The 12,894-nt window shown below is 72.7% G+C and carries 13 protein-coding genes and 1 riboswitch; of the genes, 3 read left to right on the forward strand and 10 right to left on the reverse strand.

Annotated elements, in window-relative coordinates; translation table 11 throughout:
• Positions 1-174: 174 nt before the first annotated feature.
• The 9 genes from ACFW9D_RS18400 to ACFW9D_RS18440 all read right to left on the reverse strand — a co-directional run bounded on the left by ACFW9D_RS18400 (position 175) and on the right by ACFW9D_RS18440 (position 9,404).
• Positions 175-582, reverse strand: coding sequence for a transglycosylase SLT domain-containing protein (locus ACFW9D_RS18400; protein ID WP_188339189.1), 408 nt, complete (start codon positions 580-582; stop codon positions 175-177).
• Between the two features lie 265 nt (positions 583-847).
• Positions 848-1,672, reverse strand: coding sequence for an ECF transporter S component (locus tag ACFW9D_RS18405; RefSeq protein ID WP_188339190.1), 825 nt, complete (start codon positions 1,670-1,672; stop codon positions 848-850).
• Complete coding sequence (locus ACFW9D_RS18410) at positions 1,669-3,423, reverse strand: ABC transporter ATP-binding protein (RefSeq protein ID WP_384623137.1); 1,755 nt, start codon at positions 3,421-3,423, stop codon at positions 1,669-1,671. Before ACFW9D_RS18410 ends, ACFW9D_RS18405 begins: the two co-directional genes overlap by 4 nt.
• Positions 3,420-4,568 carry an energy-coupling factor transporter transmembrane component T gene (locus ACFW9D_RS18415; RefSeq protein ID WP_188339192.1) on the reverse strand — a complete coding sequence of 383 codons (1,149 nt, stop codon included), beginning with the start codon at positions 4,566-4,568 and terminating at the stop codon, positions 3,420-3,422. The genes ACFW9D_RS18410 and ACFW9D_RS18415 overlap by 4 nt, the downstream gene beginning before the upstream one ends.
• A 13-nt stretch (positions 4,569-4,581) precedes the next feature.
• Positions 4,582-5,259 carry an SCO2322 family protein gene (locus tag ACFW9D_RS18420; protein WP_384623138.1) on the reverse strand — a complete coding sequence of 226 codons (678 nt, stop codon included), beginning with the start codon at positions 5,257-5,259 and terminating at the stop codon, positions 4,582-4,584.
• On the reverse strand, positions 5,256-6,482 hold the full coding sequence (locus ACFW9D_RS18425; protein WP_384623140.1) for a prenyltransferase/squalene oxidase repeat-containing protein: 1,227 nt from the start codon (positions 6,480-6,482) through the stop codon (positions 5,256-5,258). The genes ACFW9D_RS18420 and ACFW9D_RS18425 overlap by 4 nt, the downstream gene beginning before the upstream one ends.
• Before the next feature lie 91 nt (positions 6,483-6,573).
• Positions 6,574-6,689: riboswitch (cobalamin riboswitch) on the reverse strand.
• A gap of 142 nt (positions 6,690-6,831) precedes the next feature.
• Complete coding sequence (locus tag ACFW9D_RS18430; protein ID WP_188339195.1) at positions 6,832-7,986, reverse strand: flotillin family protein; 1,155 nt, start codon at positions 7,984-7,986, stop codon at positions 6,832-6,834.
• 12 nt (positions 7,987-7,998) lie between these two features.
• On the reverse strand, positions 7,999-8,244 hold the full coding sequence (locus ACFW9D_RS18435) for a hypothetical protein (protein WP_188339196.1): 246 nt from the start codon (positions 8,242-8,244) through the stop codon (positions 7,999-8,001).
• Positions 8,245-8,363: 119 nt separating this feature from the next.
• Entirely contained in the window at positions 8,364-9,404 is a 1,041-nt protein-coding gene (locus ACFW9D_RS18440; RefSeq protein WP_188339197.1) for an MBL fold metallo-hydrolase, read from the reverse strand.
• Positions 9,405-9,595: 191 nt separating this feature from the next.
• Here ACFW9D_RS18440 and ACFW9D_RS18445 point away from each other — a divergent pair, with 191 nt between their 5' ends.
• Both ACFW9D_RS18445 and ACFW9D_RS18450 read left to right on the forward strand, forming a co-directional pair.
• Entirely contained in the window at positions 9,596-11,053 is a 1,458-nt protein-coding gene (locus ACFW9D_RS18445) for an aldehyde dehydrogenase (RefSeq protein WP_384623143.1), read from the forward strand.
• Between the two features lie 3 nt (positions 11,054-11,056).
• A complete protein-coding gene (locus tag ACFW9D_RS18450; RefSeq protein WP_188339199.1) occupies positions 11,057-11,290 on the forward strand; it encodes a ferredoxin in 234 nt (77 codons plus the stop codon).
• A 19-nt stretch (positions 11,291-11,309) separates the two neighbouring features.
• Here ACFW9D_RS18450 and ACFW9D_RS18455 read toward each other — a convergent pair whose 3' ends face one another.
• Entirely contained in the window at positions 11,310-11,936 is a 627-nt protein-coding gene (locus ACFW9D_RS18455) for a TetR family transcriptional regulator (RefSeq protein ID WP_188339200.1), read from the reverse strand.
• A 198-nt stretch (positions 11,937-12,134) separates the two neighbouring features.
• On the opposite strand from ACFW9D_RS18455, the gene ACFW9D_RS18460 reads away from it, so the two are divergent.
• On the forward strand, positions 12,135-12,894 hold a 760-nt coding region (locus ACFW9D_RS18460; protein WP_384623145.1), incomplete at its 3' end, for a glycosyltransferase.

A 12,894-nucleotide genomic window follows, 5' to 3' on the forward strand; every position in this document is an offset into this window, starting at 1 on the left:
ACCCCGTGGGGGGCGCGCCCGTGCGGGCCAACATAATCGATCACCGTCTGGGCGCGGCGAAGCCGCAAGCCTTTCAGGGGCGCGGGGAACTGCGCGAGAAGCCCCACCGGCCGGCACTGTGACGACAACGCAAAACGGGCGGCACCCGAAGGTGCCGCCCGACTTCAAACCTGCTCAGTACCAACCGTTGGCCTGCCAGTGCGCCCAGGCGCCGCAGGCACTCCCGTACCGGTCCTTCATGTAGTCGATCCCCCACTTGATCTGCGTCTCGGGATTCGTCTTCCAGTCAGAACCGGCGGACGCCATCTTGTTGCCCGGCAGCGCCTGCACAAGACCGTACGCACCGCTGGAGGCGTTGGTCGCCTTCGGGTTCCAGCCGCTCTCGTGCGACACGATCTTGTCGAAGCAGGAGAACTGCGCCGAGTCCGCGATCTTCTGCTGCGCGATCGCCTTGGCCGAGGTCGGCGCGGCGGCCTGGGCCGAAGCCGAGGAGAAGATCAGGCCGGTCGTGGCGGCGGCGAGCGCGGCACCGGCGAGAGCCTTCTTCGGGGTGGCGATGCGGCGGAGGAGCGTGGCGGTCAAGGCGGAACCTTCCGTGGGGGACGGGGGGGCGTACGTCGGCGCCGGGCCCTGGCGGGGGCTTCGGCGCCGTGCGACTCCTCCACAGAAACAGCCCGAGGAGCCCCGCGCAATGCCCCCCTTTACTAGTGGAAGTCGCATCAGGGCGAAATGTCCGCTCTGTGACGTGGGTCGCAAAGCCCAGGTCAGAAGGGGTGCGGCCCCGCCCGTCCCGCCCGGCGCCGCCTACGACCGCGCCTAGTACGTGAGCTGGGTCATGTGGGCCGGTTCACGGGCGCGGCCCGTCGAAAGTGACCTGCGCCTCGAATGCGGCCCGCCGCGTCGCCCGCCGCAGCGCCTTCAGGACCGCGCCGCCCGCCACAAGCGTCAGCACGACGGTCAGCGCCGCCCGCCCCAGGTCCCAGCCCAGCGACGTCGCCAGGCAGTACGCGAGGAACCGGGCCAGATTGTCGTGCAGCGCCGCGTCCGGCTGGTACGCGACCGAGGAGGCCAGCGCGTTCATGAACGGCCACCCGGCCAGATTCATGAGCGTCCCGTACGCGAACGCGGCCAGGAACCCGTACGCCGCGAGCATCAGCAGCTCGGCCCGGCCGCGCAGCGCGTGCGGTCCCGGCAGCAGCCCGGCGCCCATCGTGAACCAGCCCATCGACAGCATCTGGAACGGCATCCACGGCCCGACCCCGCCGGTCAGCAGCGCCGACGCGAACATGCTGAGCGAGCCGAGCACGAACCCGAACCCGGGCCCGAGCACCCGCCCGCTCAGCACCATCAGGAAGAACATCGGCTCCAGGCCCGCCGTGCCCGCCCCGATCGGCCGCAGCGCGGCGCCGGCCGCGGCGAGCACCCCGAGCATCGCGACCGCCTTCGGGCCCATCCCGGACTCCGAGATCGTCGCCGCGACGACCGCGACGAGCAGCACGAGCAGCCCGGCGAACAGCCACGGGGCGTCCTGCGCGTGCGCGTTCACCTCCGACCCGGGGCCGGTGATCAGCGGCCAGCCGATCGCCACGATCCCCACGGCGCCGACGAGCAGCAGCGCCGCCACGGAACGCGGCCCGAGCCGGACCGCCCGCACCTGCCGGTCGCCGCTCATGCCAGCGCCTCCCGCACCTGCGCGACCGTGAGCCACTCCTGCGGGGCGAGGATCTTCGCGACCTGCGGGGCGAACGACGGGGACGACACGACGATCTCCGGGGTCGGCCCGTCCGCGACGATCTCGCCGTCCGCGAGGATCGCCACCCGGTCGGTCAGCTCGGCCGCGAGTTCCACGTCGTGCGTCGCCATGAGCACGGCGTGCCCCGCGTCGGCGAGCCGCCGCAGGATCGTCACGAGCCGGGCCTTCGCCGCGTAGTCCAGACCCCGGGTCGGTTCGTCGAGCAGCAGCAGGGGAGGGGCGGCGGTCAGCACGATCGCCAGCGCGAGCGTGAGCCGCTGTCCCTCGGACAGGTCGCGGGGATGGGTGGCGTCGTCGATCCCGGGCAGCAGCTCGGTCAGCAGCCCCCGGCAGGTCCCGGGCTCGGCGCCCGCGTCCTGGTCGGCGGCCACGCACTCGGCCCCCACGGTGTCCGCGCACAGCAGATCGCGCGGCTCCTGCGGCACGAGCCCCACCTTCCGGATCAGCTCGCGCGGCTTCACCCGCCGAGGATCGACCCCGCCGACCCGCACGTCCCCCGCACCGACCTTCACCATCCCGACCAAGGCCCCGAGCAACGTGGATTTCCCGGCCCCGTTGCGCCCCATGAGCGCGACGACCTCACCCCCACGCACCTCCAGATCCACCCACCGAAGCAACTCGACCCGCCCCCGCCGAACCCCGAGCTTCCGAACGGATGTGGCGGGGGACTGTTCAGGGGCGCGGGGCTGTGACACGTGCGGCTCCGCCGCGCGGCGCGACCGGCTCAGCAGAAGCCCGAGCCTCCCCGGCGCAGGCTGATCCGAGCGCCCCTGGGGCACGCGAAGCGTGCCTTCAGGGGCGCTCGGAACTGCGCGACCAGCCCCCACCGGCCCGCGCCCGGCAGCAGACCCCAACCCGGCAAGACGCTCCCGCAACGCCCCGGCCGAGCGCCGAGCGTCCCGCACAGTGAGCGGCAACGGCGACCACCCCGCCACCTTCCCCAACCCCACCACCGGCGGAAAAACGGGCGACACGGCCATCACCGACGCCGGGTCCCCGACCACCAACGGCTCCCCGCGCCCCCCGAGCAGCGCCACCTGATCCGCGTACTGCACCACCCGCTCCAACCGGTGCTCGGCCATCAGCACGGTCGTCCCGAGGTCGTGCACGAGCCGCTGCAGAACCGACAGCACCTCCTCCGCCGCCGCCGGATCGAGCGCGGAGGTCGGCTCGTCGAGCACCAGCACCCGCGGATGCGGGGTGAGCACGGACCCGATCGCGACCCGCTGCATCTGCCCGCCCGACAGCGTCGATATCGGCCGGTCCCGCAGCTCGACGAGCCCCAGCAGATCCAGCGTCTCCTCGACCCGCCGCCGCATCACCGGCGCCGCCAGCCCCAGGGACTCCATCCCGTACGCGAGCTCGTCCTCGACCGTGTCGGTCACGAAGTGGGCGAGCGGATCCTGCCCGACCGTGCCGACGACATCGGCGAGCTCGCGCGGCTTGTGGGTGCGGGTGTCGCGCCCGGCGACCGTGACCCGCCCCGCGAGTGTCCCCCCGGTGAAGTGCGGCACGAGCCCGCTGACCGCGCCGAGCAGCGTCGACTTGCCGACCCCGGAAGGACCGGCGAGCAGCATCAGCTCGCCCTCCGGCACGTGCAGCTCGACGTTCCGCAGCGTCGGCCCGGAGGCCCCTTCGTACGTCACCGAGACGTCCTCGAAGCGGATCATGACGAGGCCTCCACGGGGACGGCGGCGGACGGGACGGGATCGGTACGAGGGGCGGGCACGGGCGCGACGAACGCCGGGAGCAGCCCGACCAGCACGCCGGCCGCGGGCAGAAGGGGCAGCGCGGGCACGGTCAGCGGCACCACGGACGGCTGCAGCGAGCCCGGATCCCGTACCCCGCTGACGATCATGACGGCCGCGGCGACGATCCCCGACGCGGCGACGAGCCAGGCCCGCACGCCCCACACATCGGGCCGGTACCGGGTCCGCACCGAGCGCCGCCCGCCCAGCCACAGGCCGCCGAGCGCGGCCGCGACCCCGCCGAGCAGCACCGGCAGCCCGTACCCGGCCCCGGACGCGGCGAGCAGCCCGTACGTGCCGGCGCACACACCGATCAGCCCCCCGAGCGTCAGCACGGCCGTGGCCCGGCGCACCCCGCGCGGCACCTCGGCCGTCCGCCCGTAGCCCCGCGCGTCCATCGCGGCGGCCAGCGCCACGGACCGCTCCAGGGCGCCTTCGAGTACCGGGAGGCCGACCTGGAGCAGGCCGCGCAGACCGCTGTCGGGGCGTCCGCGCAGCCGCCGCGCGGCCCGCAGCCGGCGCACGTCAGCGATCAGGTTCGGCGCGAACGTCATCGCGACGACGACCGCGACGCCCGCCTCGTACAGGGCGCCCGGCAGCGACTTCAGGAGCCGGGACGGGGACGCGAGCGCGTTCGCCGCGCCGACGCAGATCAGCAGCGTGGCCAGCTTCAGACCGTCGTACAGCGCGAAGGCGAGCCCCTCCGCGCTGACCCGGCCGCCGATCCGCACGCCCTGCGCCCAGTCCGGCAGCGGCACCTCCGGCAGCGTCACCAGCACGTGCGTGCCGGGGATCGGTGAACCGAGGACCACCGCGAACACGAGCCGGATCCCGAGCACCGCGAGCCCCAGCTTCACGAACGCCCCGTACGAGTGCGCCCACGGCGCCTCCGTGCGGCGCGCGGCGACCACATAACCGGCGACGCCGATCAGCAGGGCCAGCAGCAGCGGGTTCGTGGTGCGGGACGCGGCCGTGCCGAGGCCCAGCGCCCAGATCCACCAGGCGCCGGGATGCACGGAGTTGGCACGGTGGGCCCTCGGGGCCCGCAGGGTACGGCCGGAGACCATGGTGACGAGCCGCTCAGCCGCGGCGGCGCCGCGCCTGCCAGACGGCGCCCACACCGAGCGCGGCGACGAGCACGACCGCGGTGATCACACCGACGGACGGCCCGTGCGCACCGGACGAACCGGACGCGCCGGCGGACTTCCCGGCGGAGTCCTGCGCGCTCGACGGCTCGTCCGCACCACTGCCGGACACCTGCTCGCCGCAGCCCGTCGACGGGTATCCGGCGATGGCGCACAGCAGCGCGTTGCTGTTGTAGCGCAGCGGCTTGGCGACGGAGGCGAGCGCGTCCGCTGTCGTCGCGTCCTCGTCCACCCGCGCGCACGCCTGACGCGGCTTCGGCGGGTGGTCCCCGGCGGACGGCGCGTCCTTCGCGGTACCGAAGTCGATGACGAGCGCGATCCGCTTGCTGCCGTCCTTCGCGGGCGTGTCCGCGCAGATCGCGTCGAAGCCGGCGGCGCCGCGCGGCTGCGTGGCATCGGCCGAGTCGGCGCTCACCGCGAACCGGAAGCCCTGCACGTCACCGTCCGACGGCGTCGTCTGCGAGGGGCCCGTGGTCGCGTACGACCAGGCCTTGCCGTCCCGCTCCCAGAACGACCAGTACCGGTACCCGGCCGCCTGGGCCGGGGCGACGGTCACGGCGAGCAGCGCTCCCAGCAGCGCGAGCACGAGGCCCGCGCATCTGCCGCGGGTCACAGCTGCTGCTTCTTGCGGCCGCTCAGCAGGAACCCGGCGCCGACGGCCGCGACGAACATCACGCCGACGATCCACCAGGTGCCGAAGCCGCCCTTGCCGTCGTCCTTCTTGTCCTCGTCCGACGCGCTGTCGCCGGACTTCGCGGAGGCGGGCGCGGGGCCCGTCCCGTTCAGGGCGCTCACGAGGTCGGTGCCGCCGAAGTCGCGCGGGTCGTTGCCCGTGGCGTGCGCGGCGAAGATCAGCTGGGCGTAGGCGGCGGGCCCGGACTGCTTCGCCCAGTCACCCGCGTTCTTCTCCAGCCAGGCGTACGGGTCCTTCGTGTACTTGACGCCCTCCGCGGCGGCGACGGCGGCCACCGCGTCGGCCGTGTTGCCGAAGTCGGGCTGGTCCTCGGCGCCGGCCAGCTGCGACTTCAGGTACTCGTGGGTGTTCAGCTGGTTCTGCAGGTACACGGCGCCGTTGTGCGCGAGGTCCGCGGGCTTCTTCCCGTCCTCGCAGGTGTACGTGTCGGGGGCGTCGCCCTTGCCGGGCGCGAACCCGGAGCCGAGCGAACCGAGCACCGAGGCGGCCGTCGCGTCGGCGTTCGCGGCGAGCTTGCCCTTCTTGTCGGGCTGGTAGGCGAACGCGCCGCCGTCCTTGCCCTCGGAGCAGGGCAGGGCGAGGTCCGCGAGGGCGTCGAGCCCGGAGTTGCCGGGGCCCGACTTCACGTCGGCGGGCTTCTCGCCGGCGGCGGCTAGCGCGCCGAGCACGACGGAGGTGGAGTTCGCGTCGCTGGCGCCGCCGGGGTTGTAGCCCCAGCCGCCGTCGCCGTTCTGGTTCTTCTTCAGCCAGTCGACGCCCTTGGCGACCTCGCCGTCGCGGCCGCCGACCGCGACGAGGGCCTGCACGGCGGCGGCCGTGCTGTTGCTGTCGACGGCCGTCTTCTTGTCGCAGGCCTTGCCCGGCTCGGCACGGAACGCGGCGAAGCCGCCGTTCTCGCACTGCTGCCCGGCCAGCCAGTCCACGGCCTTCGCGGCGGGCTTCACGCCCACGGTGTCCTGCGCGACGAAGGCCAGCGACTGCCGCCACACCCCGTCGTACGTCGGGTCGCCCTTGCCGTACAGGCCCGAGGGCGTGACGACCTTCGGCGAGGGGGAGGCACCGTCCGCGACGGCGGCCGGCGCGGCGGCCGCGCCGATCACGACGGTCGCGGCGACGAGCGCGGCGCTGCGGCGAATGTTCATGGTGGGGCGGGTGCCTCTCCCTGCGGGGGGCCGGGAGGCGCGGCACGCGTCGGCGCCGGGCGGCTCCGGCTCCGTATGCCTCGACGGTTCCGAGCCGATCACTACGGGCGTGAGGCATTCCGGCTCTACGGCTGCGGGTCAGCGCCGGACTCCCACCGGCTTCCCCTCACACACGCACAATGACGACCCCCCTACCTTACCGGCCGGTCTTTGCGCGCTCCCCGCCCCCTGGGGCGCACGGAGTGCGCCTTCAGGGGCGCGGGGCTGTAACCATCAGCGACTCCGTCGCGGGGCGCGAGCCACCACGACGGCGCGGCACTCGGCAACGAGACCCCATGGGCCAGACGAGTCACCGAATATCGACGGGCCCGTCGTCATCCCTATGGCCCGAACCCCGATACGGCTCCACGTCCGACCCCACAGGCTCCCCACCCAGGTTCTTGCGCACGGAGTCGAGAATCGTGAGCCCCTGCCCGACCAGACCGGCGGCGATCTCCCCGAGCCCGTCGGCCCCGTTCAGCACGTTCACGTTCGCCCCGGCGAGGCCGGCCGACGCCTCCTTCACGATCTGCGGCAGCTGGTCGATGAGCATCCGGTCGAGCGCGACCCGGTCGTAGGACGCCGCCGCCTCCGCCTGGATCTTCATCCGCTCGGCCTCGGCGAGGGCCAGCACCCGGATCCGCTCCGCGTCCGCCTGCGCCGGCTTCACGACCTCGGCGATCAGCTGCTTCTCCCGCAGCTCGGCCTGCTTCAGCGCCAGCTCGGTCTGCGCGGCGAGCACCTCCTGCTGCGCGTGCGCCATCGCGAGCGGCCCCGCCTGGTCGGCGTGCGCCTTGGCCCGGTCGACCTCGGCGTTGTACTCGGCCTGGACGACCGCGGTCTGCCGCGCGTACTCGGCCTGCTTGCGCGCCGCCGCCTGCTCCGCCTCGGCGGCGGCCTGCGTGGCCTGCGCCTGGGCGATCTGCGCCTGCCGCTGGATGGCCGCCTTGTGGGGCCGCGACATGGCCTCGATGTATCCGGTGCTGCCGTCGTCGATGGACTGGATCTGCAGCGAGTCGACGTGCAGCCCGATCTTCGCCATCTCGGACTTCGACGTGTCGAGGACCTCGGTGGCGAGCTTCTGCCGCTCGGTGACGATCTCCTCGACGGTCATCGAGCCGATGATCGAGCGCAGGTGACCGGCGAAGATCCGCCCGGTGAGGACGGACATCTGCTCCTGGTCGGACAGGAAGCGCTGACCGGCGTTGACGATCGACTCGTGGTCGTTGCCGACCTTGAAGGCGATGACGGCCCGGACGGTCAGTGCGATGCCCTGCCGGGTCACACACTTCTCGACGACCTCGGACTCCATCATCGCGAGCGAGAGGAAGCGGGTCTTGCGAAAGATGGGCAGGACGAACTTCCCGTGCCCGGTGACGACGCGGAACGGCGCTCCCCCAAGTCCCCGCCTGCCGCCCGAGATCAGCATCGCCTCGTCGGGTGCGGGAACGCGATAACCGAACATGCTCACGTCTCCTTAGCGGGCGCCGCCGGTGCCGTCGCCGAGCAACGGATCGTCCCAGGCGATGACTTGGACCTGCCGGGTGCCGCGGGACTCGATGACCAGCACGGTCGAACCCCGCTCCAGCGGAGCGTCCGACCACGCGAGGAACGTCTCGGTCCCGCCCCTGACGCGCACCAGCACCTCGCCGGGGCCCGCGGACCCCCGGGTGCCGACGAGCAGTCTCCCCGTACAGCCGACCACGGCCTCGTCCGGCGCCATCGGCGGCCGCCCCCTTGTCGTTCCGGCTCGTGAGAGCCCTGAGAGCCAGACCATACGCCCGCCCGGACCCCCCGAACCATCACCGGGGGGCAAAGACCGCCGCCGCGTCGCCGCCCGCGTCAACCCGTCGCCACGTACGTCACCGGATCGCTGCCCTGGACCGTTTCCACGTGTCCCAGTTTCACCAGTCGGCGCAGGTGGGCCTCGGCCTCGGAGACGGCGATGTTGCGGGAACCGTAGGGGATGTCGGCCCAGGGGCGGTTCCACTCCATGCGCTCGGCGAGCTGCCACGGGGTGAGCGGGGCGGCGAGCAGGGCGCGCAGGTCGGCGAGGCGGGCCTCGTGGTGATCGAGGAGTTCGGCGACGCGGGCGGGGGCGTCGGTGAAGGGGTGCTGGTGGGCGGGCAGGACCTCGGCCGGGCCCAGGGCGCCGATCCGCTCGAGCGAGGCCAGGTAGTCGCCGAGGGGGTCCGTGACGGTGGCGTCGTCCGGGTCCTCGTAGAGGCCGATGTGGGGGGTGATGCCGGGAAGGACGTGGTCGCCGGAGAACAGGCGTCCGTTGCCCGCGAGTTGAGCCGGGTGCTCCTCCTCCAGGTGGAGGCAGACGTGGCCGGGGGTGTGGCCCGGGGTCCAGATGGCGCGCAGCCGGCGGCCAGGCAGGTCGAGGAGGTCGCCGGGGGTGATCGTGCGGTCGGGCAGCGCCGGGTCGAGACCGGGCAGCTTGCGGGGGCGGCCCGCGTCCCGGGCCGCGATCAGCGGGGCCACGTGCGCCTCGGGCGCCCCGGCGGCCACCAGCTTCGCCGCCATGTACGCGTACCAGCGCGAGGGCGGGTTCTCCCGGGTGCGGCGCACGACCGCCGCGTCCGCCTCGTGCATCGCGATCCACGCGCCCGACGCGTCCCGCACCTTCGCCGACAGGCCGTGATGGTCCGGGTGGTGATGGGTGATCAGGACACCGGTGACGTCCTTGACGTCGGTGCCGCAGGCCGTGAGTCCGGCGGTCAGGGTGTCCCAGGACTCCGGGTCGTCCCAGCCGGTGTCGATCAGGACCGGGCCGGCGTCGGTGTCCAGGAGGTGGACGAGGGTGTGGCCGAGCGGATTGTCGGGGATCGGGACGCGGATGCTGTGCACACCGCCGCCGTGGTCGGTCACCTGCGTCATGGGTCCGCCTCTCCGCTCCACTGCCGCGATCGCTGCCACGGGCACTGTAATGGAACACCTAGAACTTGTTTCAATGGTCGCCCCGGTAAACCGGTTCCGCCGCCTTCCTCACCCTTCCGCATCCGAACTAGAACTGGTATCAGTTCTGAAACACCGTCAGAAAGCTCAGCCAAGCGGAAGCGGAAGTCGCCATGCCCGAGCTCGTGGAACACGGACAGCTGTTCATCGGCGGGGAGTTGACCGATCCCCTCGGCAAGGACGTCATCGAGGTCGTCTCCCCGCACACCGGCGAGGTCTTCGGGCGGGTGCCGCACGCCGCCCCCGCCGACGTCGACCGCGCCGTGGCCGCCGCCCGCCGCGCCTTCGACGAGGGCCCCTGGCCGCGCATGACCCTCGAGGAGCGCATCGAGGTCGTCGGCCGCATCAAGGACGCCATCGCCGTCCGCCACGAGGAGATCGCCAAGGTCATCTCCCAGGAGAACGGCTCCCCCTACTCCTGGTCCGTCCTCGCGCAGGCCCTCGGCGCGATGATGGTCTGGGACTCGGCCATCAACGTCGCCCGCGGATTCACCTACGAGGAGACCCGCGACGGCGCCCTCGGCAAACTCCTCGTACGGCGCGAGCCCGTCGGGGTCGTCGCCGCCGTCGTCCCCTGGAACGTCCCGCAGTTCGTCGCCGCCGCCAAGCTCGCGCCCGCGCTGCTCGCCGGCTGCACCGTCGTCCTCAAGCCCTCGCCCGAGTCACCGCTCGACGCGTACCTGCTCGGCGAGATCGCGAAGGAGGCGGGGCTGCCGGAGGGCGTCCTGTCCATCCTGCCCGCCGACCGCGAGGTCAGCGAGTACCTCGTCGGGCACCCCGGCATCGACAAGATCTCCTTCACCGGATCGGTCGGGGCCGGCAAGCGCGTGATGGAGGTGGCCTCGCGCCATCTCACCCGCGTGACCCTGGAGCTGGGCGGCAAGTCCGCCGCCGTCGTCCTGCCGGACGCCGACCTGGAGTCCACCGTCGCCGGGGTCGTCCCCGCCGCCTGGATGAACAACGGGCAGGCCTGCGTCGCCCAGACCCGCATCCTGCTGCCCCGCTCCCGCTACGACGAGTTCGCCGAGGCCTTCACCGCCGCCGCGTCCGCCCTCGTCGTCGGCGACCCGCTCGACCCGGCCACCCAGGTCGGCCCGCTCGTCGCCAGGCGCCAGCAGCAGCGCAGCCTCGACTACATCCGCATCGGCCAGGACGAGGGCGCCAAGATCCTCACCGGCGGCGGGGTCCCGAAGGGCTACGAGCAGGGCGCGTACGTCGAGCCGACCCTCTTCGGCGACGTCCACAACGGCATGCGCATCGCCCGCGAGGAGATCTTCGGCCCGGTCATCTGCCTGCTCCCGTACGGGGACGAGGACGAGGCCGTGAAGATCGCCAACGACTCCGACTACGGGCTCAGCGGCAGCGTCTGGACCGCCGACGTCGCCCACGGCATCGACGTCGCCCGGCAGGTGCGGACCGGCACGTACAACGTCAACACGTTCAGCCTCGACATGCTCGGGCCGTTCGGCGGCTACAAGAACAGCGGCCTCGGGCGGGAGTTCGGGCCCGAGGGGTTCGGGGCGTACCTCGAACACAAGATGATCCATCTGCCGGCCGGCTGGGAGGGCTGAGTCTTGGGTGACCGGTGGCACGTGGAGGTCGACCGCGGGGTCTGCATCGGGTCCGGGATGTGCGTGAACCACGCGCCCGGGGCCTTCCGGCTGGACTCGGCGCGGCAGTCCCGGCCGATCGAGGGGGACGTCGACGCGGGGGAGGCCGTGCTCGCCGCCGCGGAAGGGTGCCCCGTCGAGGCGATCTCGCTGGCGCTCGCCGACTCGGGGGAGGTCGTCTTCCCGCCGGAGGAGTGACCCCGCCCCCGCAGCCCCGTCACGGAGCGCTCCTGTCCTCCTCCACCAGATCGATCAGGCGGCAGACCGTCTCGATGTCGATCTTCACCTGGGCGATCGAGGCCCGGCCCGACAACCACGTGATCAGGGCCGAGTGCCAGGTGTGCTCGATGACCCGGACCGCCGAGAGCTGCTCGGGGGACGGGTCGTCGAGACCCATCGCGTCCAGGATGATCGCCGTCGTCTGGCGCGACACCTGGTCGACCTCCGGGCTGACGCTGCGGTCCGCGAAGGTCAGCGCCCGCACCATCGCGTCGGCCAGATGCGGCTCCCGCTGCAGCGCGCGGAACGCCCGCATCAGGGTGTCCGCGACCCGCTCGGCGGGGGAGTCGGAGGAGGGCGGGCGCTTGCGTACCGTCGTGTGCATGTGCTGGAGCTGGTCCTGCATCGTCGCGACCAGCAGATGCACCTTGCTCGGGAAGTACCGGTACAGCGTGCCGAGGGCCACCTGCGAGGACTCCGCGACCTCACGCATCTGCACCGCGTCGAACCCGCCGCGCGCCGCCAGCTGCGCACTCGCGTGCAGGATGCGGCGGCGCCTGGCCTCCTGGCGCTCGGTGAGCGCCGGAGTGCCCTGCGTGCCGGTTCTCGCGTCCGGAGCTGTCATCTGTCCGCTTCCGTCGTGGCCGTGGCGTGAATCACCTGATCCACCGGTCACAGCGTGGCTACCTGCCGGTAGATTCGGTGCTCCTTGAACGATCAAGTCTGAAACTTGTTCTAGATTAGCGTCCCCACGTAGTGTCGGCGGTCCCCAGGGGGCAGGCCGGGATGTCCACGGGCAAGCAGGAGAGAAGGGTGGCCTGGAGTGACCGCGGAGTCGTTGCGCATCGCTCTCCTCACGTACAAGGGCAACCCGTTCTGCGGTGGCCAGGGCGTGTACGTACGACATCTCTCCCGTGAGCTGGCCCGCCTCGGCCACCGCGTCGAGGTCATCGGCTCCCAGCCCTACCCCGTGCTCGACGAGGGCGAGGACCTGCACGGCCTCAGCCTCACCGAACTGCCGAGCCTCGACCTCTACCGCAGCCCCGACCCCTTCCGCACCCCCAAGCGCGACGAGTACCGCGACTGGGTGGACGCGCTCGAGGTCGGCACCATGTGGACCGGCGGCTTCCCCGAGCCCCTCACCTTCTCGCTGCGCGCCCGCCGCCATCTGCGTGCCCGCCGCGGCGACTTCGACGTCGTCCACGACAACCAGACGCTCGGCTACGGACTGCTCGGCGACCTCGGCGCCCCGCTCGTCAGCACCATCCACCACCCCATCACCGTCGACCGGCAGCTCGAACTCGACGCCGCCGCCGACTGGAAGCGCCGCATGTCGGTGCGCCGCTGGTACGCCTTCACCCGCATGCAGAAGCGCGTCGCCCGCAAACTGCCCTCCGTGCTCACCGTGTCCGGCACCTCGCGCGACGAGATCGTCGAGCACCTCGGCGTACGCCCCGGCCGCATCCGCGTCGTCCACATCGGCGCCGACACCGACCTCTTCTCGCCGAACCCGGCGAGGGGGGGGGGGGCGGGCCGCCGCGGGCGGCCCCCCACGCAAGGCGCGTGTGACGGGGTGTGGGTGA

The organism is Streptomyces sp. NPDC059524, from assembly GCF_042749255.1.
In the GTDB taxonomy this organism is placed as follows: Bacteria; Actinomycetota; Actinomycetes; order Streptomycetales; family Streptomycetaceae; genus Streptomyces; species Streptomyces xanthii.

Coding starts and splice junctions, on each gene's coding strand:
- ACFW9D_RS18405 (WP_188339190.1), bottom strand. CDS start 1,672: ATGAGCGGCGACCGGCAGGTGCGGGCGGTCCGGCTCGGGCCGCGTTCC.
- ACFW9D_RS18410 (WP_384623137.1), bottom strand. CDS start 3,423: ATGATCCGCTTCGAGGACGTCTCGGTGACGTACGAAGGGGCCTCCGGG.
- ACFW9D_RS18415 (WP_188339192.1), bottom strand. CDS start 4,568: ATGGTCTCCGGCCGTACCCTGCGGGCCCCGAGGGCCCACCGTGCCAAC.
- ACFW9D_RS18425 (WP_384623140.1), bottom strand. CDS start 6,482: ATGAACATTCGCCGCAGCGCCGCGCTCGTCGCCGCGACCGTCGTGATC.
- ACFW9D_RS18430 (WP_188339195.1), bottom strand. CDS start 7,986: ATGTTCGGTTATCGCGTTCCCGCACCCGACGAGGCGATGCTGATCTCG.
- ACFW9D_RS18435 (WP_188339196.1), bottom strand. CDS start 8,244: ATGGCGCCGGACGAGGCCGTGGTCGGCTGTACGGGGAGACTGCTCGTC.
- ACFW9D_RS18440 (WP_188339197.1), bottom strand. CDS start 9,404: ATGACGCAGGTGACCGACCACGGCGGCGGTGTGCACAGCATCCGCGTC.
- ACFW9D_RS18445 (WP_384623143.1), top strand. CDS start 9,596: ATGCCCGAGCTCGTGGAACACGGACAGCTGTTCATCGGCGGGGAGTTG.
- ACFW9D_RS18455 (WP_188339200.1), bottom strand. CDS start 11,936: ATGACAGCTCCGGACGCGAGAACCGGCACGCAGGGCACTCCGGCGCTC.